Origin of the sequence: Mesorhizobium sp. B2-4-2 (genome assembly GCF_006442845.1) — a bacterium.
Taxonomy (GTDB): Bacteria; Pseudomonadota; Alphaproteobacteria; order Rhizobiales; family Rhizobiaceae; genus Mesorhizobium.
The window spans coordinates 298284-320203 of sequence record NZ_VFVM01000003.1 but is presented as its reverse complement, the minus strand read 5'-3'; the positions used below and the strand labels follow the sequence as shown (position 1 = coordinate 320203).

20 protein-coding genes, 1 tRNA gene and 1 riboswitch are annotated in these 21920 nt (G+C 62.7%); of the genes, 10 read left to right on the top strand and 11 right to left on the bottom strand.

Annotation, left to right across the window (positions count from 1 at the left end):
* Window positions 1–26: 26 nt before the first annotated feature.
* The 3 genes from FJ942_RS08485 (at window position 27) to FJ942_RS08475 (ending at window position 3308) form a co-directional block, all read left to right on the top strand.
* The gene (locus FJ942_RS08485) at window positions 27–1226 is read left to right on the top strand and encodes an aspartate aminotransferase family protein (RefSeq protein WP_140897481.1); all 1200 of its coding nucleotides are present in this window, start codon (window positions 27–29) and stop codon (window positions 1224–1226) included.
* Between the two features lie 15 nt (window positions 1227–1241).
* A complete protein-coding gene (argF, locus tag FJ942_RS08480; protein ID WP_140496638.1) occupies window positions 1242–2153 on the top strand; it encodes an ornithine carbamoyltransferase in 912 nt (303 codons plus the stop codon).
* Between the two features lie 123 nt (window positions 2154–2276).
* On the top strand, window positions 2277–3308 hold the full coding sequence (locus FJ942_RS08475) for an Hsp33 family molecular chaperone (protein WP_140897480.1): 1032 nt from the start codon (window positions 2277–2279) through the stop codon (window positions 3306–3308).
* 136 nt (window positions 3309–3444) lie between these two features.
* Here FJ942_RS08475 and apaG read toward each other — a convergent pair whose 3' ends face one another.
* Window positions 3445–3837, bottom strand: coding sequence for a Co2+/Mg2+ efflux protein ApaG (apaG, locus tag FJ942_RS08470; RefSeq protein ID WP_140496634.1), 393 nt, complete (start codon window positions 3835–3837; stop codon window positions 3445–3447).
* A 231-nt stretch (window positions 3838–4068) separates the two neighbouring features.
* Here apaG and FJ942_RS08465 point away from each other — a divergent pair, with 231 nt between their 5' ends.
* From FJ942_RS08465 to FJ942_RS08455, 3 genes are all read left to right on the top strand, one after another.
* The gene (locus FJ942_RS08465) at window positions 4069–5220 is read left to right on the top strand and encodes a ceramide glucosyltransferase (RefSeq protein ID WP_140557635.1); all 1152 of its coding nucleotides are present in this window, start codon (window positions 4069–4071) and stop codon (window positions 5218–5220) included.
* Window positions 5221–5380: 160 nt separating this feature from the next.
* The gene (locus tag FJ942_RS08460; RefSeq protein WP_140496630.1) at window positions 5381–5596 is read left to right on the top strand and encodes a BrnT family toxin; all 216 of its coding nucleotides are present in this window, start codon (window positions 5381–5383) and stop codon (window positions 5594–5596) included.
* Window positions 5580–5906: a BrnA antitoxin family protein gene (locus FJ942_RS08455; protein ID WP_140897479.1), complete on the top strand. Its 327-nt coding sequence runs from the start codon at window positions 5580–5582 to the stop codon at window positions 5904–5906. The genes FJ942_RS08460 and FJ942_RS08455 overlap by 17 nt, the downstream gene beginning before the upstream one ends.
* A gap of 21 nt (window positions 5907–5927) precedes the next feature.
* Here FJ942_RS08455 and FJ942_RS08450 read toward each other — a convergent pair whose 3' ends face one another.
* Window positions 5928–7115 (bottom strand): O-succinylhomoserine sulfhydrylase, encoded by a 1188-nt coding sequence (locus FJ942_RS08450; RefSeq protein WP_140513257.1) that lies wholly within the window; start codon window positions 7113–7115, stop codon window positions 5928–5930.
* A 57-nt stretch (window positions 7116–7172) separates the two neighbouring features.
* Window positions 7173–7250: riboswitch (SAM riboswitch) on the bottom strand.
* A 77-nt stretch (window positions 7251–7327) separates the two neighbouring features.
* Here FJ942_RS08450 and FJ942_RS08445 point away from each other — a divergent pair.
* Window positions 7328–8422: a 2'-deoxycytidine 5'-triphosphate deaminase gene (locus FJ942_RS08445; protein ID WP_140523969.1), complete on the top strand. Its 1095-nt coding sequence runs from the start codon at window positions 7328–7330 to the stop codon at window positions 8420–8422.
* Window positions 8423–8562: 140 nt separating this feature from the next.
* Window positions 8563–9294, top strand: a complete 732-nt coding sequence (locus FJ942_RS08440; RefSeq protein WP_348642135.1) for an ABC transporter substrate-binding protein — start codon at window positions 8563–8565, stop codon at window positions 9292–9294.
* Window positions 9295–9342: 48 nt separating this feature from the next.
* Here the strand turns inward: FJ942_RS08440 and araD1 are convergent, their stop codons facing one another.
* The 4 genes from araD1 to chvE all read right to left on the bottom strand — a co-directional run bounded on the left by araD1 (window position 9343) and on the right by chvE (window position 14524).
* Entirely contained in the window at window positions 9343–10335 is a 993-nt protein-coding gene (gene araD1, locus FJ942_RS08435; protein ID WP_140496620.1) for an AraD1 family protein, read from the bottom strand.
* A gap of 198 nt (window positions 10336–10533) precedes the next feature.
* Complete coding sequence (mmsB, locus tag FJ942_RS08430) at window positions 10534–11826, bottom strand: multiple monosaccharide ABC transporter permease (protein ID WP_140496616.1); 1293 nt, start codon at window positions 11824–11826, stop codon at window positions 10534–10536.
* A complete protein-coding gene (mmsA, locus tag FJ942_RS08425; RefSeq protein WP_140496613.1) occupies window positions 11823–13355 on the bottom strand; it encodes a multiple monosaccharide ABC transporter ATP-binding protein in 1533 nt (510 codons plus the stop codon). Before mmsA ends, mmsB begins: the two co-directional genes overlap by 4 nt.
* A gap of 98 nt (window positions 13356–13453) precedes the next feature.
* Window positions 13454–14524 (bottom strand): multiple monosaccharide ABC transporter substrate-binding protein, encoded by a 1071-nt coding sequence (chvE, locus tag FJ942_RS08420; RefSeq protein ID WP_140496611.1) that lies wholly within the window; start codon window positions 14522–14524, stop codon window positions 13454–13456.
* A gap of 289 nt (window positions 14525–14813) precedes the next feature.
* Here chvE and FJ942_RS08415 point away from each other — a divergent pair, with 289 nt between their 5' ends.
* The gene (locus tag FJ942_RS08415; RefSeq protein ID WP_140513261.1) at window positions 14814–15803 is read left to right on the top strand and encodes a LysR family transcriptional regulator; all 990 of its coding nucleotides are present in this window, start codon (window positions 14814–14816) and stop codon (window positions 15801–15803) included.
* On the opposite strand, the gene FJ942_RS28460 is transcribed toward FJ942_RS08415, so the two are convergent.
* The 5 genes from FJ942_RS28460 to FJ942_RS08390 form a co-directional block, all read right to left on the bottom strand.
* A complete protein-coding gene (locus tag FJ942_RS28460; RefSeq protein WP_181169865.1) occupies window positions 15781–16146 on the bottom strand; it encodes a hypothetical protein in 366 nt (121 codons plus the stop codon). The two genes, FJ942_RS08415 and FJ942_RS28460, sit on opposite strands and share 23 nt — an antisense overlap.
* Before the next feature lie 202 nt (window positions 16147–16348).
* A tRNA-Gly gene (locus FJ942_RS08405) sits at window positions 16349–16422 on the bottom strand.
* Between the two features lie 108 nt (window positions 16423–16530).
* Window positions 16531–18423 (bottom strand): acyltransferase family protein, encoded by a 1893-nt coding sequence (locus tag FJ942_RS08400; protein WP_140897477.1) that lies wholly within the window; start codon window positions 18421–18423, stop codon window positions 16531–16533.
* Window positions 18424–18625: 202 nt separating this feature from the next.
* Window positions 18626–20116 (bottom strand): hypothetical protein, encoded by a 1491-nt coding sequence (locus FJ942_RS08395; protein ID WP_140897476.1) that lies wholly within the window; start codon window positions 20114–20116, stop codon window positions 18626–18628.
* A gap of 69 nt (window positions 20117–20185) precedes the next feature.
* Entirely contained in the window at window positions 20186–21214 is a 1029-nt protein-coding gene (locus FJ942_RS08390) for a glycosyltransferase family 2 protein (protein ID WP_140513269.1), read from the bottom strand.
* A gap of 441 nt (window positions 21215–21655) precedes the next feature.
* Between FJ942_RS08390 and FJ942_RS08385 the strand changes: the two genes are divergently transcribed.
* Window positions 21656–21919, top strand: a complete 264-nt coding sequence (locus FJ942_RS08385; RefSeq protein ID WP_140496599.1) for a DUF6460 domain-containing protein — start codon at window positions 21656–21658, stop codon at window positions 21917–21919.
* The last annotated feature ends 1 nt before the right edge of the window (window position 21920 follow it).

Sequence of the window (21920 nt, the reverse complement as noted above, 5' to 3'; positions counted from 1 at the left end):
ATTTTCCGGTTCCGGAGACGCATATAATGAGCGGTTCGGCGCTTTTCGAGACCTTTGCTCGCGCACCCCTGGCTTTCGACCATGGGGAAGGCACTTGGCTGGTTACCGACAAGGGCGAGCGATATCTCGACTTTGCCGGCGGCATAGCCGTCAATTCGCTGGGCCACGGCCATCCGCATCTGGTCGCGGCGCTCACTGAACAGGCTGCCAAGCTCTGGCACGTCTCCAATCTCTACGAGATCCCGGGGCAGAGCCGGCTCGGCGAGCGGCTGGCCGACGCCACCTTCGCCGACAAGGTGTTCTTCACCAATTCGGGCGCCGAGGCGCTGGAATGCGCGATCAAGACGGCGCGGCGCTACCATTTCGTCAAGGGCCATCCCGAGCGTTTCCGCGTCATCACTTTCGAGGGCGCCTTCCATGGCCGCACGCTGGCGACCATCGCGGCCGGCGGCCAGTACAAATATCTCGAAGGCTTCGGCCCCAAGGTCGAGGGTTTCGACCAGGTCGGCTTCGACGATATCGACGCCGCCGAAAAAGCGATCACGCCGGAGACCGCGGCGATCCTGATCGAACCGGTGCAGGGCGAGGGCGGTATCCGCCCGGTGCCGACACAATCGCTGAAGCGGCTGCGGCAGCTCTGCGACCAGCACGGCCTGCTGTTGATCTACGATGAGGTCCAGTGCGGCATCGGCCGCACCGGCAAGCTGTTCGCGCATGAATGGTCGGGGGTCGCTCCAGACATCATGGCCATCGCCAAAGGCATTGGCGGTGGCTTCCCGATGGGCGCCTGCCTTGCCACCGACGAGGCGGCTGTCGGCATGACCGCGGGCGTCCACGGCACTACGTTCGGCGGCAACCCGCTGGCCATGGCGGTCGGCAATGCCGTGCTCGACGTGGTGCTGGAGGAGGGCTTCCTGGCGAATGTGCAGCGCAAGGCGCTGTTGTTGAAGCAAGGGCTGGCAGGGGTGGCCGACGAATTCCCCGAGGTCATTGAGGATATCAGGGGCACGGGGCTGATGCTGGGCCTCAAATGCGCCATGCCCAACGGCAAGGTGAACATGGCGCTGCGCGACCAGCATCTGCTCGCGGTTCCGGCCGGCGACAACGTCATTCGCCTGCTGCCGCCGCTCACCGTCACGGACAGCGAGATCCATGAAGCGCTGGAGCGCATTCGCGCCGGCGCCAAGGCCCTGACCGAGGCAATCGCCGCTGAAGCCGCGAAGTAAATTCGAAAGCTCCTGATGTCACTTCGTCATTTCACCGACCTCTCCGCCGTTTCCGAAGGCGACCTGCGCTCCATGCTGACCGACGCAGTGGAGCGCAAGGCGCGCCTCAAGGCGGGCGAGCGCTCGAAACCGCTCGAAGGCAAGGTGCTGGCGATGATCTTCGACAAGCCGTCGACGCGCACGCGCGTCTCCTTCGATGTCGGCATGCGTCAGCTTGGCGGCGAGACCATCATGCTGACCGGCACCGAGATGCAGCTCGGCCGCTCCGAGACCATCGCCGACACCGCCAAGGTTCTGTCGCGCTATGTCGATGCCATCATGATCCGCACCACCTCGCATGAGCGGCTGCTGGAGCTGACCGAGAATGCGACCATCCCGGTGATCAACGGGCTCACCGACGATACCCATCCTTGCCAGCTGATGGCCGACATCATGACCTTCGAGGAGCATCGCGGTCCGGTCGCCGGCAAGACCATCGCCTGGACCGGCGACGGCAACAACGTGCTGCATTCGCTGCTGGAAGCCTCGGCGCGGTTCCGCTTCAACCTCAACGTCGCGGTGCCCGAAGGCAGCGAGCCGGCGCAGAAGCATGTCGACTGGTCAAAGGCGCATGGCGGCAAGCTCTCCTTTACCCGCTCGCCAGAGGAAGCCGTCGACCAGGCCGACTGCATCGTCACCGACTGCTGGGTGTCGATGGGCCAGGAGCACCGTGCCCGCGGCCACAATGTGTTTTCGCCCTACCAGGTCAACGCCAAGCTGATGGCCAAGGCAAAGCCCGACGCGCTGTTCATGCATTGTCTGCCGGCGCATCGCGGCGAGGAAGTGACCGACGAGGTCATCGACGGTCCACATTCGGTGGTCTTCGACGAGGCCGAGAACCGGCTCCACGCCCAGAAGGCCGTGCTTGCCTGGTGTCTTGGGGCCTGAAGTGGACTTGAAGTGTCTTGGCGCTTGACGTGCCGGGGAACTTGATCTCCGGAGGCGCGATGCCTATCTGCGCGGCATCACGCAAATCAAGCGCGTTTAGACGCATGCTCCCCAAAGGGCGGCATGGCCGCGCCCTGGAGCTTTGTCATGCTGGAAACCCATCAAGTGGCTGAACATCACCCCAAACTCGGCGAATTCGGTTACGCCGGCGATGATCACGTCGTGCCCTTCGAGGTCGGCCCGCTCGATGTGCGCGGCCGCACCGTGCAGCTTGGACCGATGCTCGATGCGATCCTTGGCCGCCATGATTATCCCGAGCCGGTCGCCCGGTTGCTGGCGGAAGCCTGTGTGCTGACGGTGCTGCTCGGCACCTCGCTCAAGTTCGAGGGCAAGTTCATCCTGCAGACCCGCACCGACGGGCCTGTCGACATGCTGGTCGCGGATTTTTCCACCCCCTCGGCGCTGCGTGCCTATGCGCGCTTCGATGTCGACCGGCTGGAGGCGCTGATTGCGGCCGGCGAGACCTCGCAGCAGACGCTGCTCGGCAACGGTGTGCTGGCGCTGACCATCGACCAAGGTGCCCACACGCAACGTTACCAGGGCATCGTCCAGCTCGACGGCGAGACCCTGGAAGAGGCCGCGCGCACCTATTTCCGCCAGTCGGAGCAGATCCCGACCGATCTCCGGCTTTCGGTCGCCAAGCTTTTGACGCCCGGCCCCGGCGGCGCGCACGAGCAGTGGCGGGCGGGCGGCATCCTGGCGCAGTTCCTGCCGCAGGCCTCCGAGCGCATGCGCGTTCCTGACCTGCCCGGCGGGGATGTCGATCCGCGCGAGGAGATCCACGATCCCATAGACAATTCCTGGCAGGAATTGCTGGCGCTGCTCGGCACCATCGAGCCGACCGAACTGATCGATCCGACCATCGGCGCAGAGCGGCTGCTCTATCGTCTGTTCCACGAGCATGGCGTCCGCGTCTTCGGCGGCGTTCCCGTCGCCGATCAGTGCTCATGCTCCCGCGACAAGATCCGCGGCATCCTCGAGGGCTTCTCCGCGCAGGAGATCAAGGACAGCACCGAGGACGGCGGCATCCACGTCGCTTGCGAGTTCTGTTCGACGCAATATGACTTCGACCCGGCGGAATTTACGACTCAGTAGGGTTCTTGTTTCTCCCCGTTCTACGGGGAGAAGGGGCCCAAGAGCGGATGAGGGGCGGCGCTGCCCCTCATTCCTGCCGGACATTTCTCGCCGTATAGTGACGGGGAGAACGACGCTGTCGCCGATTTTGCCTCGTCTAATTCACCGTCCGCCTTGTCCCCGGCAGGTCGAGTGAGAAGGCGGGGATGGCGATGTCGAATGTCTCGCCCCGCTCGTTGCGCATGGTGTAGTGACCGACCATGATCCCCGACGGGGTCGAGAGCGGACAGCCCGACGTGTATTGATAGCTGTCGCCGGGATTGAGTTCGGGCTGATCGCCGACCACGCCGGCACCTCGCACTTCCTCGACCCGGCCGGCGCCGTCGGTTATGTGCCAATAGCGCGACAACAGCTGCACGAATTCGTCGGACTGGTTGTCGATCGTTATCTGGTAGCCCCAGACATAGCGGTTTTCCGAAGGATCCGAGCGGTCCTCGAGATAGAACGGCCTGACCTGCACTTCGATGTTGCGCGTGACGGCGCGGTACATGAGCGGCTCCAAAACAAATCCGGTGTGGAACATTCGGCGCTCTTTGCGGTTCGATCAACCGTGCGCGTCCGAGTTGCTGTCCCTGAAGGGCAGGTGCCGACAAACAATGTCATTTGAGTGACACATGACAATGATGGTGTGCACCAGCAATGCCGGGCGACTCGGGCGCTCTGTCGAACTGTCGAAAACGGCCGCCAAGCGGGCCGGGTTTTCTGGAGTGACCGGATATCGATGGAACTCGCTCTCATAACCGGCTCGCTTTCGATCGCTCTCATCGCCTCAAATCTCGCCAGCATCCTGCTCGCCTGCTCGCGCCTGAAACGGCGCGCCGCCATCGCGCCGCCGGCCGGCAAGCCGCTGCCTGTCTCGATCGTCATCCCGGCGCGCGGCGTCGAGCCGTTTACCCATGAGACGCTTGAGCGCGCTTTCTCGCTCGACTGGCCGCGCTACGAACTGATCTTTTGTGTCGCCCATGCCGACGACCCCGCGGTCAAGCCGATCCGCGCCGCGATCGCCCGCTTTCCAGCCGTGCCGGCCCGCCTGCTCACCGGCGACGACCGCGTCAGCGCCAACCCGAAACTGAACAACTGCGTCAAGGGCTGGGAGGCAGCGCGCCACGACTGGGTCATTCTCGCCGATTCCAACGTGCTGATGCCGAAAGACTACGTCCAGCACCTGATGGCGGCATGGCGGCGGGACACCGGCCTGGTTTGCTCGACGCCGATCGGTTCGCGGCCCGACGGCTTCTGGGCAGAAGTCGAATGCGCTTTCCTCAACACGCTGCAGGCGCGCTGGCAATATGCCGGCGAGGCGCTTGGCCTCGGCTTTGCCCAGGGCAAGAGCATGTTGTGGAACAAGCAGATGCTCGACGCCAATGGTGGCATCCGTGCGCTCGCCGCCGAGATCGCGGAGGATGCCGCGTCGACCAAACTGGTCAACAGGCTCGGCCTGCGCGTCAATCTCGTCGCTTCGCCCTTCGAGCAGCCGCTCGGGCAGCGCATGCCGGGCGAGATCTGGTCGCGCCAGGCCCGCTGGGCGCGCCTGCGCCGCGTCACCTTTCCGCTCTTCTTCGCGCCCGAGATCCTGACCGGCGTGGCGGCTCCGCTCGTGCTGGCGCTGATCGCCGCGGCCAGCGCCGGCGTCAGCCTGCCCATGACAGCGCTTTGCGTGCTGGCGCTCGCCTACCTGCCGGAATGCATGCTCGCCTCGGCAAAGGGCTGGTATCTGTCGCCGCGCATCGTCACCGCGATGATCGCACGCGACCTGATGTTGCCGGCGATCTGGATGCGCGGTTGGCTGGGCGGGGCCGTCGACTGGCGCGGCAACGCCATGACCATCGGCACCAAGGCGGCCGAGCTCGAAGAGACGCCCTCCCGCGCTTGATGTCGGCGGTTCAGCTTGATGTCGAGGAAGGTTATCGTATATACAAAAATTGTTGAACTTGGCTCTATTTTTGTGTATACAATAACCTATGGAGCGCCCCGACGGCGATGCTGTTCGAGTGGGATGAAACAAGGCAAAGACAAACAGGGCCAAGCATGGCGTGGATTTCGCGATCGCTCCGTCCTTCGATTTCGCCAATGCCGTTATCCGGCTCGATGACAGCGAGGATTTTGGCGAGGATCGTCTTGTTGCCATCGGTCTGATCGAGGCTGGCGTTTATGTGATGGTCTATGTCGAGCGAAGCCATGCGATCCGCGTAATTTCGCTACGCAAGGCAACGAGACAGGAGATTACGGACTATGTCGAAAACCTCTAAGACGATCGTGCGCCGCGAGGCTACTCCCCCAAAGCAGTCGCGCGCTGATGCTTTGGGGCTCGCCAGAAAGGCGCTTGGCGCGAGGACCGACGAGGAAGATGCTGCGATCACTGCCGCCGCCGAGGCCGATCCGGATGCGCAGCCGACCGATGCCGCTTCGCGCCGCAAAGTTGGCCGACCGCCGCTTGCGCGACCCAAACGTGCGGTACAGTTGCGCCTCGACGCCGATGTTGTCGACGGTTTCAGGGCCGGTGGTGATGGCTGGCAGACGCGCATGAACGAAGCGTTGCGCAAAGCGGCAGGCCTGTAATCCTCGGTCTGCCACCAGTCCTCATCGGGCCTTCAACGCCTGCGCGATGTCGTCCAGCAAATCGTCGGTATCTTCCAACCCGACCGACAGCCTGAGCGTGCCGGGTCCGATGCCGAGCTCGGCGCGCGCTTCGTCGCTGAGGTTCTTGTGCGTCGTCGTCGCCGGATGGGTGATCAGGCTTTTGGCGTCACCGAGATTGTTCGAGATCAGGACGATGTCGAGCGCGTTCTGCAAGGCGAAGGCACCCTGCTTGCCGCCCTTGACGTCAAAGCAGATCAGGGTGGAACCGCCCGACATCTGCTTCTTCACGACGTCAGCCTGCGGATGGTCGGCGCGCCCGGGATAGATCACGCGGGCGATCTCCGGCTGCTCGGCCAGGAAATCGGCGATCTTGCCGGCGCTCTCCGTCTGCTGGCGCACGCGCAGCGGCAGCGTTTCCAGGCCCTTCAGCAGCGTCCAGGCATTGAACGGTGACAGGCTGGGGCCGGTATGGCGGAAATAATCGTGCAGGTTCTCGTCGATCCACTTCTTGTCCGACAGAATGACGCCGCCGAGACATCGGCCCTGGCCATCGATGTGCTTGGTCGCCGAATAGACCACGATATGCGCGCCGAGCTGCAACGGCTTCTGCTGCAGCGGCGTGGCGAAGACATTGTCCACGACCAGCCGCGCGCCGATCGAATTGGCAAGCGAAGCGACGGCGGCGATGTCCACCACCTCAAGCGTCGGGTTGGTCGGGCTTTCCAGGAAAAACAGCTTGGTGTTGGGCCGAACCGCCTTTTCCCAATTGGCGATGTCGGTGCCGTCGACCAGCGTCGCCTCGATGCCGTAGCGCGGCGCCAGCGTCTCGACCACCCAGCGGCAGGAGCCGAACAGGGCGCGCGCCGCAACGATATGATCGCCGGCCTTGACGCTGCACAGGAGGGCTGCCGTCACCGCCGCCATGCCGGACGCGGTGGCGCGCGCGTCCTCGGCGCCTTCGAGCGCGCACATGCGCTTCTCGAACATGTCGACGGTCGGATTGGCGTAGCGCGAATAGATGAAGCCCGGTTCCTCGCCCTTGAAGCGGGCTTCGGCGGCTTGGGCCGTCTCATAGACATAGCCTTGGGTCAGGTATATCGCCTCGGAAGTCTCGCCGAAGCCGGAACGCAGGGTTCCGCCATGCACGAGTGCGGTCTGAGGCTTCCAGTTGCGCGTCTTGCTCGTCATCGTCCTATCCAAACACAAAAAAACCGGCCGCGAAAAAGTCGCAACCGGTCCATGCGGCCTTGCGGCCCGACGGTCCTTTAGCGACTTGTTTAACGTGGCTGCAAGCCGACCGGCCAAATCACCACGGGATAACGACCCTTTAGACCCGCGCCACGCTTGCGTCAATTGCCGGCTTCATTAAGAGATTTGTACCAGCAGAGCGGAGCCAGACTTTGCGGCAGACAGGAATTCTTCCCGATCAGGACATTGCGGCGCTGTTCCAGTCCGGCGCGCTGAAGTCGTCGCGTGCGCTCGACGCCGACCAGATCCAGCCGGCCAGCCTTGATCTGAGGCTCGGCGACAAGGCGTGGCGGGTGCGCGCGTCCTTCCTGCCGGGTCCCAACCACAAGGTCAGTGAAAAACTCGACCGGCTGAAGCTGCACGAGATCAGCCTGGCCGACGGCGCCGTTTTGGAAACTGGCTGCGTCTACATCGTGCCCCTGCTCGAAAGCCTGGCGTTGCCGGCGGAAATTTCGGCGTCCGCCAATCCCAAGAGCTCGACCGGGCGGCTCGATATCTTCACCCGCGTGATGACCGATCGCGGCCACGAGTTCGACAAGATCGCCGTCGGCTATCATGGTCCGCTCTATCTCGAAGTCAGCCCACGCACCTTCCCGATCGTCGTGCGCGCCGGCTCGCGCCTTTCGCAGATACGCTTCCGCACCGGCAATGCGCTGCTCTCGGAAGCAGAGTTGCATCAATTGCACCGGGCCGAAATGCTGGTCGCCACCGAACCGCCGAACATCTCCGGCGGCGGCATCGCATTGTCGATCGATCTCAACGGCGACAGTGACGGGCTGGTCGGCTATCGCGGCAAACACCATACCGGCCTCGTCGATGTCGACAAACGCGCGGCGCAGGAGATCGTCGACTTCTGGGAGCCGATCCACAAGAGCGGCGCCGGCGAGTTGGTGCTCGATCCGGACGAGTTCTACATCCTCGTCAGCCAGGAAGCGGTGCATGTGCCGCCGCTCTACGCGGCCGAAATGACGCCCTTCGATCCACTGGTGGGCGAGTTCCGTGTCCACTATGCCGGCTTCTTCGATCCGGGCTTCGGCCACTCGGCGGCCGGCGGCACCGGCAGCCGCGCCGTGCTCGAAGTGCGCAGCCATGAGGTGCCGTTCATCCTCGATCATGGCCAGATCGTCGGCCGGCTGGTCTACGAGCATATGCTGAAGCGGCCGCAGGCGCTTTACGGCACCGAGCTCGGCTCGAACTACCAGGCGCAGGGCCTGAAGCTGTCCAAGCACTTTCGCGCCGCGCCCTGAACGCTCATCACCGTCAGGCAAGATACTTGCCTGCGCCGGCTCGCCATGCTTGGCTGCCTCGCCGGCCGCCGACGTGGCGGCGCTCAAGGGGAATGAAAATGCAGATTTCGAAATGGATCGTATCGGCGGCCGCCGCCGCCATGCTGACGCTTGGTGCCGGCGTCCTGTCGGCGCATGCGGCGGAGAAAATCAAGATCGGCACCGAGGGCGCCTATCCGCCGTTCAACACCATCACGCCCGACGGCAAGGTCGAGGGCTTCGACATCGACATCGCCAACGCCTTGTGCGCGCAGATGAAGGTCGAATGCGAGATCGTCACCCAGGACTGGGACGGCATTATCCCGGCGCTGCAGGCCAAGAAGTTCGACGCCATCATCGCTTCGATGAGCATCACCGAGGAGCGCAAGAAGCAGGTTGCGTTCACCCACAAATATTATACGACGCCGCTGTCGCTCGTCGCCCTGAAGGACAGCGACATCGCCTCGACCGAACCGGCGGCACTCACCGGCAAGACGGTCGGCGCCCAGGCGGCGACCACGCAGGCCAATTACGCCCAGGACGTCTATGGCAAGGCCGGCGCCGAAGCGAAGCTCTATCCGACCCAGGAAGAGGCAATCACCGATCTCCAGAACGGCCGCCTCGACGCCGTCCTTTCCGACAAGTTCGTGCTGATGGACTGGATGAAGAAGGCGAGCGACGGTTGCTGCAAGATGGTCGGTGACGTCAAGGGCACCGAGACCGAAGCCGGCATTGCCGTGCGTCTCGAGAATACGGCGCTGCGCGACAAGCTCAACGCAGCCATTGACGCCATCGTCGCCGACGGCACCTACAAGAAGATCCAGGACAAGTATTTCGACTTCGATATTTATTGAGATGGAAGCTGCCGATCTCCTCCCACCAGGGAGGAGATCACGCTCATCTCACAGCGCCTTCACCGCCACCTTCACCGGCTGTTCGATTTCGAGCGGATTGCGCAGCGGCAGGCCGAAATCGCCGGCCTCGATCTCGAACACGTCGCCGGCCTCGGTCTTGATGCCGTCGGCGAAGGACAGGGTCGCGGTGCCGAACATGTGCACATGCACGTCGCCCGGCTGGCGGAAAGCCGAATATTTGAAATGGTGGTGTTCGAGATTGGCGATGGTGTGCGACATGTTCGCTTCGCCCGACAGGAACGGCTTTTCCCACATCAACTTGCTGTCGCGCCAGATGCGTGAGGAGCCCCTGATGTCGGCGGGCAGGTCGCCGACCAGGATCTCCGGTCCGAAGGAGGCGTTGCGCAGCTTGGAATGGGCGAGGAAGAGGTAGTTCACGCGTTCGGTCACATGGTCGGAAAATTCGTTGGACAGAGTGAAGCCGACCCGGAACGGCGCGCCGTCGTCGCCGATGACATAGATGCCGGCAACCTCGGGCTCCTCGCCGGCATCCTTGGCGAAGGCAGGTGACAGGAGCGCGGCACCCGGTGCCACGGCCATCGTGCCATTGCCCTTGTAGAACCATTCCGGCTGCACCCCGATCTGGCCTTTCGCGGGTTTGCCGCCTTCCAGCCCCATGCGGAACATCTTCATGGAATCGGTGAGCTGCTCTTCGCCGTCGGTGCTGAGCTTCTTGTGCATGGAATCGCGCGTTGCCGCCGAGCCGAGATGCGTGAGCCCCGTGCCGGTCAGATGCAGATGCGCCGGATCGGGATGATTGATCGGCGACAGCAGCCGCCCCTTCTTGTAGGCGGCGTCGAGATCGACGGTCTCGCCAAGTCCCTTGCGTTCGATCAGCGCGGCAAGGCCCACGCCGGTACGAGCGGCTTCCATCGCCAGCGAATAGACGCTGCGCGCGCCGTTGATGATCCGGGTCTTGCCGCCCGTGCGTGCAACGACACGGATTGTCTCGGCGTCGTCGAGAATCTGCGAGATCAGCATGATCAGTCCTCTCTCATATCTTGGCATGGCTGCCTTCTGGCAAACCCTGACCTGCGCGGCTCGGACTGGCCGTGCCACGGGTTGAACTCGTCGTCCGGATTGCGCTCGCGAGCTCGGTCCTGAAGGACTTTTTCAAGCCGGCGAATTGCCGGCAGCGCCGCGACCGTATGCCTCCTGCTTGCCTCGCCTGAAGCCTGTTCAGGCCTTGTTCTTGTTGTAGACGTCGAAGATCACGGCGCCGAGCAGCACCAGGCCCTTGACCACTTGCTGCCAGTCGACATTGACGCCCATGATCGACATGCCGTTGTTCATCACGCCCATGATGAAGCCGCCGACCACCGCGCCGATGACCTGACCGACGCCGCCCATCGCCGAGGCGCCGCCGATGAACACCGCGGCGATGACGTCGAGCTCGCTGCCGAGGCCTGCCGCCGGCACGGCCTGGCCAAGGCGTGCCGCGATGATCAGGCCGCCAAGCGCCGACAGCACGCCCATATTGACGAACACGTAAAGCGTCAGGCGCTCGGTCTTGATGCCCGACAGCTGCGCGGCCTTGGCATTGCCGCCCATCGCATAGATGCGGCGGCCGATCGTCATGCGCTTGGTGACGAAGACGAACAGCGAGATCAGCAGGCCCATGACGAGCAGCACCACCGGCAGGCCCCGATAGCTGGCGAACTGGTAGACCAGGAACAGCGCCAGCGCGCTGCCGACCAGCGTCTTGATGACGAACAGGGTAAAGGGCTCGGCCTCATAGCCGTGGCGTTCGCGTTTGCGTCGCGTCCGTAGCCCGAAATAGGCATAGGCCAGCACGGCGATCAGGCCCAGCACGATCGTCGTCATGTGCAGCGTCAGACCGCTGCCCATAATCGTCTTGCCGGCTGCATTCACCGTTGGCGGGATCAGCGTCAGCGGTCCGATGACATCTGGAATGAAGCCGGAGCTGAGCGCCTTGAACTCGGGCGGCAGCGGTCCGACCGAAGATCCGCCGCCGAGCAGCGCCTGGCATATGCCGCGGAAGATCAGCATGCCGGCCAGCGTCACGATGAAGCTCGGTATTCGGTGATAGGCGATCCAGTAGCCTTGCGCCGCGCCGATGAGGCCGCCCACGATCAGGCAGACGATGGAGACCACCAGCGGGTTGCTGAATATGCCGAGAGGCCAGATCACCATCATCATCGCCGCCAGCGCGCCGATGAAGCCGGCCACGGACCCCACGCTGAGGTCGATATGACCCGATACGATGACCAGCAGCATGCCGAGCGCCATCACGATGATGAAGGAGTTCTGCTGCACCAGATTGCTCAGGTTCACCGGCTTGAACAGCGTTCCCGAGGTGGTGAACTGGAAGAACACCATGATGGCGATCAGCGCCAGGATCAGGCCGTATTCGCGCAGGTTCGTCGCCAGCGCCGATACGGCGATGCGTGGACGCTGCCCTACATCTTCGGCGACGTTGCTTTGCGGGGCGGGGGCGCTTTCCGTGCTCATGCTGCTTTTCCTTCTCCCCGAACGATGGCGCGCATTATTCTTTCTTGGCTTGCGTCCGCCGCGGGCATTTCGCCGACGATGCGGCCTTCGTTCATGACATAGATGCGGTCGGTGATGCCGAGCAGTTCTGGCATTTCCGACGAGATGACCACGATCGCCTTACCTTCGGCCGCAAGGCGCGCGATGATCGTATAGATTTCATATTTGGCGCCGACATCGATGCCGCGCGTCGGCTCGTCCAGGATCAGCACTTCCGGGTCGGCGAACAGCCATTTCGACAGCACCACCTTCTGCTGGTTGCCGCCGGAAAGATTGCCGGTCATCTGATAGACGCTGGAGGCGCGGATGTTGGTCTGCTTGCGATAGTCGTTGGCGACGGCAAGCTCGCGCAAATCGTCGATCACGCTGTGGCGCGACACGCCGCCGAGATTGGCCAGCGTAATGTTGTGCTTGATATGGTCGATGAGATTGAGGCCGTAGGTCTTGCGATCCTCGGTCACATAGGCAATGCCGTGTTCGACCGCCCTGCTCACAGAGGAGACGTCGATCGGCTTGCCCTTGAGCAGCACCTCGCCGGTGATGCGGCGCCCATAGGAGCGGCCGAACAGGCTCATGGCGAATTCGGTTCGCCCGGCGCCCATCAGCCCGGCAATGCCGACCACCTCGCCCTTGCGCACATTGATGTCGATGCCCTTGATCACCTGCCGCTCGGCATGGAGCGGGTGATAGACCGACCAGTTCTTCACCTCGAACACGACCTCGCCGATATCGGGCTCGCGCGGCGGATAGCGGTCGTCGAGCGAACGGCCGACCATCGAGGTGATGATGCGGTCTTCCGAGATGTCCTTCCTGGACAGCGTCTCGATGGTTCGTCCGTCGCGGATGACGGTCACCTTGTCGGCGACCCGGTTCACCTCGTTGAGCTTGTGCGAGATCAGGATCGAGGTCATGCCTTGTCGCTTGAATTCGAGCAGAAGGTCGAGCAGCGCCTGGCTGTCCTTTTCGCTGAGCGACGCCGTCGGCTCGTCGAGGATCAGGAGCTTGACCTCCTTGCTCAGCGCCTTGGCGATTTCGACCAGCTGCTGCTTGCCGACACCGATATTGGTGATCAGCGTCTTGGGGTCCTCCTTGAGGCCCACCTTCTTCAGCAGGGCGCTGGTGCGCGCCTCGTTGGCATTCCAGTCGATGACGCCGTATCGGGCGTGTTCGTTGCCGAGGAAGATGTTTTCGGCGATCGACAGCATCGGCACCAGCGCAAGCTCCTGGTGGATGATGACGATGCCCTTGCGTTCGCTGTCATGAATGCCTTTGAACTGGCATTCCTGGCCCTGAAAGATGATCTGGCCGTCATAGGTGCCGGAGGGATAGACGCCCGACAGCACCTTCATGAGCGTCGATTTGCCGGCGCCGTTCTCGCCGACCACGGCGTGGATCTCGCCTTCCTCGACCCGAAGGTTGACGTTCGACAGCGCCTTGACGCCGGGAAACGTCTTGGTGATGTCCTGCATCTCCAAAATCGTCGAGGCCATGGGTAAAGTGCTCCTGCGAGACCCGCAACAATACCGGGGTCGCTGGTGAACGAAAAGGGGCCCTGCGTTGCGCAGGACCCCTGGCTATACAACCGAATTTACTTCAGTTCGTCGGCCTTGATGTAGCCGGAGTCGACGACCAGGGCCTGGTAGTTCGACTTGTCGACCTCATGCGGCGTCAGCAGGATCGAGGGAACGACCTTGACGTCGTTGTTGTAGGTCTTGGTGTCGAGGCCTTCCGGCTTGCCGCCCGAGAGCACCTTGTCGACGAGCTCGACGGTGGCCTTGGCCAGTTCGCGGGTGTCCTTGAACACGGTCGAGTACTGCTCGCCCGAGATGATCAGCTTGACCGAGGCGGTCTCGGCGTCCTGGCCGGTCACGATCGGCCACGGCTGGGCCTCCGTGCCGTAACCGACAGCGCGCAGCGAGGCGGTGATGCCGCGCGACAGGCCATCATAGGGCGACAGAACGCCATCGACGCGGCTGCCGTCCGAATAGTTGGCTGACAGCAGATTGTCCATGCGCGCCTGGGCGGTGGCGGCGAGCCAGCGCAGCGTGCCGACCTTGTCCATGCCGGTCTGGCCGGACTTGATCTTGATCGAACCGTCATCGATCAGCGGCTGCAGGACGGAAATCGCGCCGTTGTAGAAGAAGAAGGCGTTGTTGTCGTCGGGTGAGCCGCCGAACAGTTCGACGTTCCACGGCTTGGTATTCGGGAAGCGCTCCTTGAGGCCCTTGACCAGCGAATTCGCCTGGATCACGCCGACGCCGAAATTGTCGAACGTGGTGTAGTAGTCGACATTGGGCGTCTTCTTGATCAGGCGGTCATAGGCGACGACGACGACGCCGGCATCAGCGGCCTTCTGCAGCGCATCCGACAGGGTGGTGCCGTCGATCGAGGCGATGATCAGCGCCTTCGGACCCTTGGTGATTTCGTTTTCCAGCTGGCTGAGCTGGTTGGGGATGTCGTCCTGCGCATATTGCAGGTCGACCGTATAGCCCAAAGCCTCGAGCTGGGACTTGACGGCGTCGCCGTCGTTGATCCAGCGCTGCGAGGTCTTGGTGGGCATCAGCACGCCGACGAGACCCTTGTCGGCGGCGTGCGCCGAATAGGTCATGGCAGCGATGCCAAGGGCCGCGACGGCGGCCAGCGTCTTGATGATCTTCACAATTACTCTCCCTGGTTGATGGACGCGACACCTCGGGGCTTCGCGGGCCGCGCAGGCGAGCAGAAGCGCAAGCGCCGCTGTCGTCTATCGATCTCCGGTATCCTCCCAATCGGCCCTGGGACTGATTTCAATCGACACGATTTTCCTCGTCATCGACTGGCACGCCCCAGGACGCGCGAAGGGTGTGTCCCTTTGCCATAACTGTCAAATGCGATCTTTGATGATTGCTATACCGAAACTGGTATACGTTGACGCTAAACTCAAGGGCATTGGGAGCGAAGGGAAATCAATGGCAACGTTGCGCAACCCTGGCGGGATTTCAGAAGGTTACGAGGTGCTCCCCGGTGACGGCGAGACCCTGCTGCGCAGCGGCCTCAGCCTGCGCCATATGCGCATGATCGTTGCACTGGACGATCACGGCCGGGTCAGTTCCGCCGCCCAGGTCATGAATATCTCACAGCCGGCGGCCTCGCGCATGATCGCCGAGATGGAAGCCGTGCTGGACGTCACGCTCTGCGAAAGGCTGCCGCGCGGCGTCACCTTGACCCCCTATGGCAAGGCGTTGGCCAGGCGCGCGCGCTCCATCCTTTTGGAGATGCGCGAGGTCGATCGCGAGATCTCCGAACTCAAGGCGGGCAAGGGCGGCTCGGTGTTCCTCGGTGCGGTGACGGCGCCCGCGATCGAGCTCGCGGTCCCGGCGATCCGCGAAATCCGCCGCATCTACCCGCGCATCGAGATCACCATGCAGGTCGAGACCTCCAACGTGCTGGCGCGCGAGTTGATCGCGTCGCGCCATGACTTCATCATCGCGCGCATCCCCGACGATCTCAACCCGCGGCTGTTCGAGTCCCGTGTCATCGGCGTCGAGAAGGCCTGCCTGATCGTGCGCCGGGGCCATCCGCTGACCGAGGGCAAAGCGGTGCGGTTGGAGGAGACCGCGGCCTATGACTGGGTTTTCCAGTCCGGCGGCTCGCCGCTGCGCCAGGCCATGGAGAGCAATTTCCTGAACCGCAACATCGCGCTGCCGGACCGCATCCTCAACACCAGCTCGCTGCTCCTGACCCTGGTCATGGTCGCGCACTCCGACGCCATCGCGCCGGTCTCGGTCCAGGTGGCGAAATTCATCCAGAATCCCGAAGGGCTGGCCGGCGCCATCGACGTCGTGCAGACCGAATTCGACATCGAGGTTCGGCCTTACAGCCTGATCACAGTGAAGAACCGTGCGCTGTCGCCGGCGGCGAAGATGCTGCATGATTTCATCCTGCGCGAAGTGGGGTGACCGGAACAAAAACCAGGTAAGTGCGTTCAAAGGCCAATCGGCGTTCGCGCCGGAGCTCGTTTTGAGCCGGGGAACGATGCGCTGATGATAAACAACTCGGGAGATTTTGATGGAACGTCGGTTGTTTCTTACTGGAATGCTTGGCGTCGCGGGGGCCGTTGCTTTTGCAGGCCTGGCCAGGCCCGGCACAGCAGTTGCCGGGGTCCCGAACGGCAACGGAATCCTTGACGAGCTCGACAAGGACGACCTCGACAGGGCTGATGCGGCCGTCTTCGAAGGAGACGATCAAGCCGAGGTGGAGCAGATCTCGCATCGCCGGTGGCATCGCCGGCACCGTCGTCATGGGCGCCGCCGCGCCTGGCGCAGGGTCTGCCGCAGCTATTGGCGCCGCGGCCGCCGCCATGTCCGCTGCTGGCGCAGGCGCGTCTGGGTTAGTGTTTGGCTCTAAAACGATACCGGGAAAACGGCTGGAGCGGTTTTCCCGGAATTGCGCGAGAACCGGTAGTTGGAGCGGCTTGGTAAGGGCTCAAACCCTTGGCGCAGACTGGAGCGGGTAGCGGGAATCGAACCCGCGCGTTCAGCTTGGGAAGCTGACAGGCTACCATTACATCATACCCGCGCAGCAGCCTCGTTACCATGAGGGCTGGCCATCGGGCAATCGCAAAGCGGCTCACTTTTCACACGGTACCGTCCCAGCGACCGGCGCGCCGCATGCCGGTTCCGTCTGCTATCTCACTTTCGCGATCTCGGTGCCGGCTGCAAAGCTCGGCCAGTATCTCGAGATGGCGAGTGCTGCGCCCGCCGAAGAGAAGTGACCATAGTCGAAATAGAGAAATTGCTTGTTGCCGGCATCGGCATACGAGCAGCCTGCGGCGTCGCACAGATAGGTCAGCGGGTCTATGAAGTCAGCGCCTTTGACAAAGGGCAGAACCCGCTTGTTGATGTCCGGATCCATGGCCATCGGCCAGGACATGTTCGCGGCATCTCCTCGTCTTGCGAAGAAGGCGATTTTCTGGACGTCGGCGATGAATTCGGGAGACTGGCCGATGACGTAGACCTTGACGCCCATCTGGCGAAGCCGGTCGATCGTCTTCTGGAGACCGCCGAAGCCCCTGACCTCGTAGTCGGTCCATCGGCCACTCAGGATCACGGCCTGAATGTTGGCTTCGCGGATGATCGACATGGCCCGCTCGTTGAAGCTGGTACAGGCAGGTCGGGCATAGGAAAAATAGGTCAGGTCCGGGGGGCAGCCGGCATAGGTGTATTGGATGACGTTAGCCTGGATTTTCTGGGCGTTGGCTTCAAGTCCCGAGACATAGTGGGCGGCGAAGGAATCGCCCCACAACAGCACATTGGTGGCAAAGCCGCTCGTTCGGGTGCAGGCGGCAAGGTTCCAATCCTCGATCCGGTTCGAGCCTTCGTTGAAGCAGATGCCGTTGCGCCAGTCGCCAACCTGGATCCGTTCCGTTGAAAAGTCCGGGAAGCGTTCCGGAAAACCGTTGCCGAGCGCCCCGGCCACGCCGCCGACGCAGAGCAGGACGATTGCCGTCGCGGAAAAGGCGAAGATAGGCAGCGGTGCGGTGTAGGCCCGTTTCCGCCGAAACGGCTGCTCGACATATTTCCACGAGAACGCCGCCAGGGCGAAGCTTGCCACGGTCATGGCGATGATCGTCGGCACGCCGATGGCTTTCAGCGAAACGTAATGGACGAAGGAATTGATCGGCCAATGAACGAGGTAGAGCGAATAGGAAATGAGGCCGATCCAGACCAGCGGCGGAAACTGCAACACCCGCGTGGCGATGGTTGCCGGCCCCTGTTCGCCCGCCCTTTCGTGGCCGGCATAGATGAGCAGGGCGGTGCCGATGCAGGGGAACAAGGCATTGTAGCCCGGAAAGGGGTCGCTCTCTGAAATCGTGACGAAGCCGAAGGCGACCATGGCAAAGCCGGCGAGGCCGATCAGTTCCATTGCCGGCCGGTTGGCAAGTGCCGGCGGCTTTCTCAGCATCAGCATGGCCCCCAGCGCCAGTTCCCAGATGCGCGTCGGCAACAGGTAGAAACCCGCCGTGGGCGCCATCGAGGTCGCCATGACCGCCAAGACGAAACTGCCGATCGCGATCGGCAGCAATATCGTCAGCCAGCGTTTCGAGGCATAGCGATAGATCAGGTACACCAGTATCGGCGCGAAGATGTAATATTGCTCTTCGACCGAGAGCGACCATGTGTGCAGCAGCGGCCGCAGCTCGGCGTCGATCGAGAAATAGTTCGTCGTCTTCCAGAAATAGATGTTCGACCAGAAGGTCGAGGCCGCGATGACGCTGAGGCTGAATTCGTGCAGGTCCGATGGCAAAAGGATGAACCAGGCGGCAGTGCCTGCGAGCACGATGACGAAGGTCAGCGCCGGCAGGATGCGCCGAGCGCGGCGCCAATAGAAGCGGCCGATCGAAAACTGGCCGCGTTCGAGATCGTCGAGCAGGCTGCCGCTGATCAGATAGCCCGATATGACGAAGAAGATGTCGACGCCGGTGAAGCCGCCTGGGATGGCGGACAAGCCGAAATGAAAGAGGACGACAGGCAGCACCGCTATGGCCCGCAGGCCGTCGATGTCGCGTCGGTAGTTCATGCGACCGGTTCGCGAGCCGTGGCCGGGGGCAGTCGTGGCGCACCCGGTTCACCGGCCCATGCGGCGGCATTGCCGCGATGCGAGAAAGCCTTGATTCTCGATCCCACTTTGTTCGTCCTCTCCGGTGCAATTTGCTGCACCGCAACATCGGTGTCAAGGCGAATGCTGGAGGGCCGAAGCCGGTTTGGGCCGGCGTCGCGGATCAGGCGCCGGGCAGGTAGATCACGGCGTATTCGTCCGCGTAGGCCCGCTTCCAGCCCAATTCCTCGAAGAAGGGAATGCGGGTGTCGCCGGCCGCCAGCAGCGCCCAGCCTATGGCGTATTTCTTCAGCCGGGCCTCGAGCAGTGGTTTGCCGTCACTGTGTCCGGTCGCGTCGTCGGTTTTCGTGAACCCGTCCAGGAACAGCTGGTCCGTCCTGCCGTCGATGTAGGTCTTAATCCCGTGGAAGATCAGCGTGCCGCCGAAATTGTAGGAATTCAGCACGTTGCCGGACAGGTGCTGATCCCTTGCGAAGGCGAGTGCTCCGCTGGCGGACGTCTTCGGGCTCGGCGCGATCTGTTGGACGCTGCCGAGGACCGAGACCGCGCCGATCAGCAGGACGGCCACCGCGCCTGAGATTGCGTAGTAATGCCTGGCGAAGAAATTTTCCAATCCGTCACGCTTTTGCGCCAGCCAGGTCGCGGCTGAAAGTGCGGGATATTGCTGTGCGACCTCAGCCATGATCACCAGCGGAACCAGAAGGAAGAACAGATACATGAACCGCTGGTGACTGAGATAGGTATGCAAGGTGAAGACGATGAACAGTGCCTTGGCCCAGCCAATCCGCAGCCGTGACACCAACAGCCCGAAAAGCGCCAGCAGCATCACGGCTTCCTTGACGAGCTCTTCCTGGGCGTTGAAGGGTCGCCACTCCAGGATAAGCGGCACCGCTTCATTGCCATAGGCGACGGTAAGCGTCGCCAGGATGGCCTTGACGCCATAGGGATGGACCAGGCTGACCACTGGGCAGAGCAGGCCGAACGCGACCCATTTCGCCAGGAGAACCGGTTTCGACAGGCCTGTGCGCGACAGGAGATACAGACCGGCAAAGCCGGCGATGACGAAGCTCAAGGTGAATGTGGCATGCAGGTTCGCCCACAACACGACGAGCGCGAGCAGCCACGGGGATGGCGCTCTTTCCTCCTGCGCCGCGCGAAACAGCATTGCCGTCCAAATGACGATGATCGGCAAAGTGAAAACGTGGGGGCGCGCGGTATAGATCGGGGCGACAAGGAAAGCCGCGACGAAAGCCAGCACCACCGCTAACACCGGCTTCAGCCATGCGCTGAGGAACCATCCCATCAGGAAGACTGTCAGGCCGATCGTGGCGATGATCAGCGTGACGACGCCATTCCAGCCACCGGCGCCATAGGCGAGCGCCAGAAGCACCTGCCCCAGCCATTCCTTGGCGATCCAGGGCTGGCCGGCGAAGGTATAGGAATAGGGGTCGACGGTCGGAAATGTCCGGTTCGCCAGGAAATCCAGCCCGACCTTCACCTGCCACCAGCTGTCAGGATCCAGAAGGAGGGAGTTGGCATGCCTCATCAGCACGTAGGCAACGGTGCAGGCGCAGAAAAGACAGAACAACAGCCTGCTGCGCTGTGCATCCTCGAGCGACGGCGTAGCCATCGCGATTGCCGTGGCTTGGTTCATGTCGCGGCTCCCGGCCATTTCGCGTTCGTTCCGGTCGAGAGGTCCCGTTGCGGCCGGTCGATCGTCGCCTTAGCCACGCGCGGCTCTCTTCACCATTTCCTGGAGGCGGTGGACAGGCAGGTCCTGGTTTTCGACGGCCACATCGCTTCGCGAAACGATCTCGTTGACGAAATAGAGCGGCCGCCGCTTCGTCTCCATGTACATCCGGCCGAGATATTCGCCGAATATGCCGAGCACCAGAAGCTGAACACTGCCCAGGATCAGCATGATCGCGGCAAGGCTGGTCCAACCCGGCAGCACGTTTCCCAGCGACCACTCGAGCAGCGTATAGCCGAGCACGACCATCCCCAGCACGCCGGAAAGCATTCCCAGAAGCGAGGCAAACCGCAACGGCGCGATGGAAAAGCTGGTCATCGCATCGACAGCCAGGAGGACCATCTTCTTGAGCGGATAGTGGGTGGCGCCGGCGAAACGCCGTTGCCGCTCATAGGAGAAGGCGGCCTGTCTCAGCCCAATCCAGCTCACCATGCCGCGAATGAACCTGTAGCGCTCCGGCATGGCGTTCAGATGGTCGAGGGCGCGGCGGCTCATCAGCCTGAAATCACCGGTGTCCGGCGCGATCTCGACGTCGACCATCCGGCGCAGCAGCCGGTAGAACATCGACGCGGAAGCCAGCTTGAACCAGCCTTCGCCATCACGCTTGGCCCTTTGACCGTAAACGACATCGAAGCCTTCATCCATCTTCGCCATCATCGCGCCGAGCAGTTCAGGCGGATCCTGGAGATCGGCATCGAGAATGAGGATGCGCTGGCCCCGGCAGAACTCCAGCCCCGCGCTCAGCGCGATCTGGTGGCCATAGTTGCGGGCAAGGTCGATGGCGACGACATGGTCGTCCTTTTGCGCCAGTTCGAAAACGGCCTCGCGGGTGCCGTCGGTCGCCCCGTCGATGACGAGCACGATCTCGTAGGAAGGGTTTTGCGCCAGGCAAGCGGCGGTGACGCGTCGGTGAAGCTCAGCCACGCCGTCCCGCTCGTTATAGCACGGCACGACAACCGAAAGCATGACCGCGCGGCGCGCGCCGATTTTTTCCGCTTCCATCAAAGCCTGGCTCCCGCTCCAGGAATGGCAATAGCGGCAATTGGTTAGAAAACAGATAAGCCGGCCGCGATCAGCCGCCGCCGGCTGCTCGCCTGCCATGCGCCTATGGTCGCCGGCTTGGTACCAGGGCACGATCCGCGTTAACGTGTTCCTTCGGAGCCTTCGACGGCGCGCTGTTGACGGAGCCTTGAACGGATAAACCCGCCTGTGCGGCGGATCCCTGGCGCAACTCAGCACCATAGCCAAATATCTACCATAGTTGCCTTCACCCCGTCAAGGAAAAAATTCCTATCATGAAAAGCCGGCGGCACCGCCGGACCGGCCGTCATAGGCTTTGTCAGCCAGGTTCAGAGCCTTGGCCCGCCCGGCTTGAAGCGGGGCGGCCAAGTGCGTATTTCTGATCCTGTCGCCGAATCGGGCGATCAGAGCCGGAGACAGGTCTTGTCCGCATTGACGCGCTTTCTCGGCGACACCCCGCTCAGGGTACTCCTGAAGTTGCTGGTGGTGTCGTTCCTCGTCGGCCTCGTCATGACCGCCTTCGGCTGGTCGCCGATGGACGTGCTCTATGGCATCCGCAAATTCTTCCTGGATCTCTGGAATCTGGGCTTCCATGCCATCGACCGCTTCCTGGGTTATATTCTGCTGGGTGCGGCGATCGTGGTTCCGGCGTTCATCCTGCTCAGAATCGCCAACTACAGGAAATAGC

Coding starts and splice junctions, on each gene's coding strand:
- FJ942_RS08475 (WP_140897480.1), top strand. CDS start 2,277: ATGGCCGCGCCCTGGAGCTTTGTCATGCTGGAAACCCATCAAGTGGCT.
- FJ942_RS08465 (WP_140557635.1), top strand. CDS start 4,069: ATGGAACTCGCTCTCATAACCGGCTCGCTTTCGATCGCTCTCATCGCC.
- FJ942_RS08390 (WP_140513269.1), bottom strand. CDS start 21,214: ATGGAAGCGGAAAAAATCGGCGCGCGCCGCGCGGTCATGCTTTCGGTT.
- araD1 (WP_140496620.1), bottom strand. CDS start 10,335: ATGCTGATCTCGCAGATTCTCGACGACGCCGAGACAATCCGTGTCGTT.
- FJ942_RS08395 (WP_140897476.1), bottom strand. CDS start 20,116: ATGAACCAAGCCACGGCAATCGCGATGGCTACGCCGTCGCTCGAGGAT.
- FJ942_RS08485 (WP_140897481.1), top strand. CDS start 27: ATGAGCGGTTCGGCGCTTTTCGAGACCTTTGCTCGCGCACCCCTGGCT.
- FJ942_RS08450 (WP_140513257.1), bottom strand. CDS start 7,115: ATGACGAGCAAGACGCGCAACTGGAAGCCTCAGACCGCACTCGTGCAT.
- mmsA (WP_140496613.1), bottom strand. CDS start 13,355: ATGGCCTCGACGATTTTGGAGATGCAGGACATCACCAAGACGTTTCCC.
- FJ942_RS08440 (WP_348642135.1), top strand. CDS start 8,563: ATGCTGACGCTTGGTGCCGGCGTCCTGTCGGCGCATGCGGCGGAGAAA.
- FJ942_RS08400 (WP_140897477.1), bottom strand. CDS start 18,423: ATGAACTACCGACGCGACATCGACGGCCTGCGGGCCATAGCGGTGCTG.
- argF (WP_140496638.1), top strand. CDS start 1,242: ATGTCACTTCGTCATTTCACCGACCTCTCCGCCGTTTCCGAAGGCGAC.
- FJ942_RS08415 (WP_140513261.1), top strand. CDS start 14,814: ATGGCAACGTTGCGCAACCCTGGCGGGATTTCAGAAGGTTACGAGGTG.
- FJ942_RS08455 (WP_140897479.1), top strand. CDS start 5,580: ATGTCGAAAACCTCTAAGACGATCGTGCGCCGCGAGGCTACTCCCCCA.
- FJ942_RS28460 (WP_181169865.1), bottom strand. CDS start 16,146: ATGACGACGGTGCCGGCGATGCCACCGGCGATGCGAGATCTGCTCCAC.
- apaG (WP_140496634.1), bottom strand. CDS start 3,837: ATGTACCGCGCCGTCACGCGCAACATCGAAGTGCAGGTCAGGCCGTTC.
- mmsB (WP_140496616.1), bottom strand. CDS start 11,826: ATGAGCACGGAAAGCGCCCCCGCCCCGCAAAGCAACGTCGCCGAAGAT.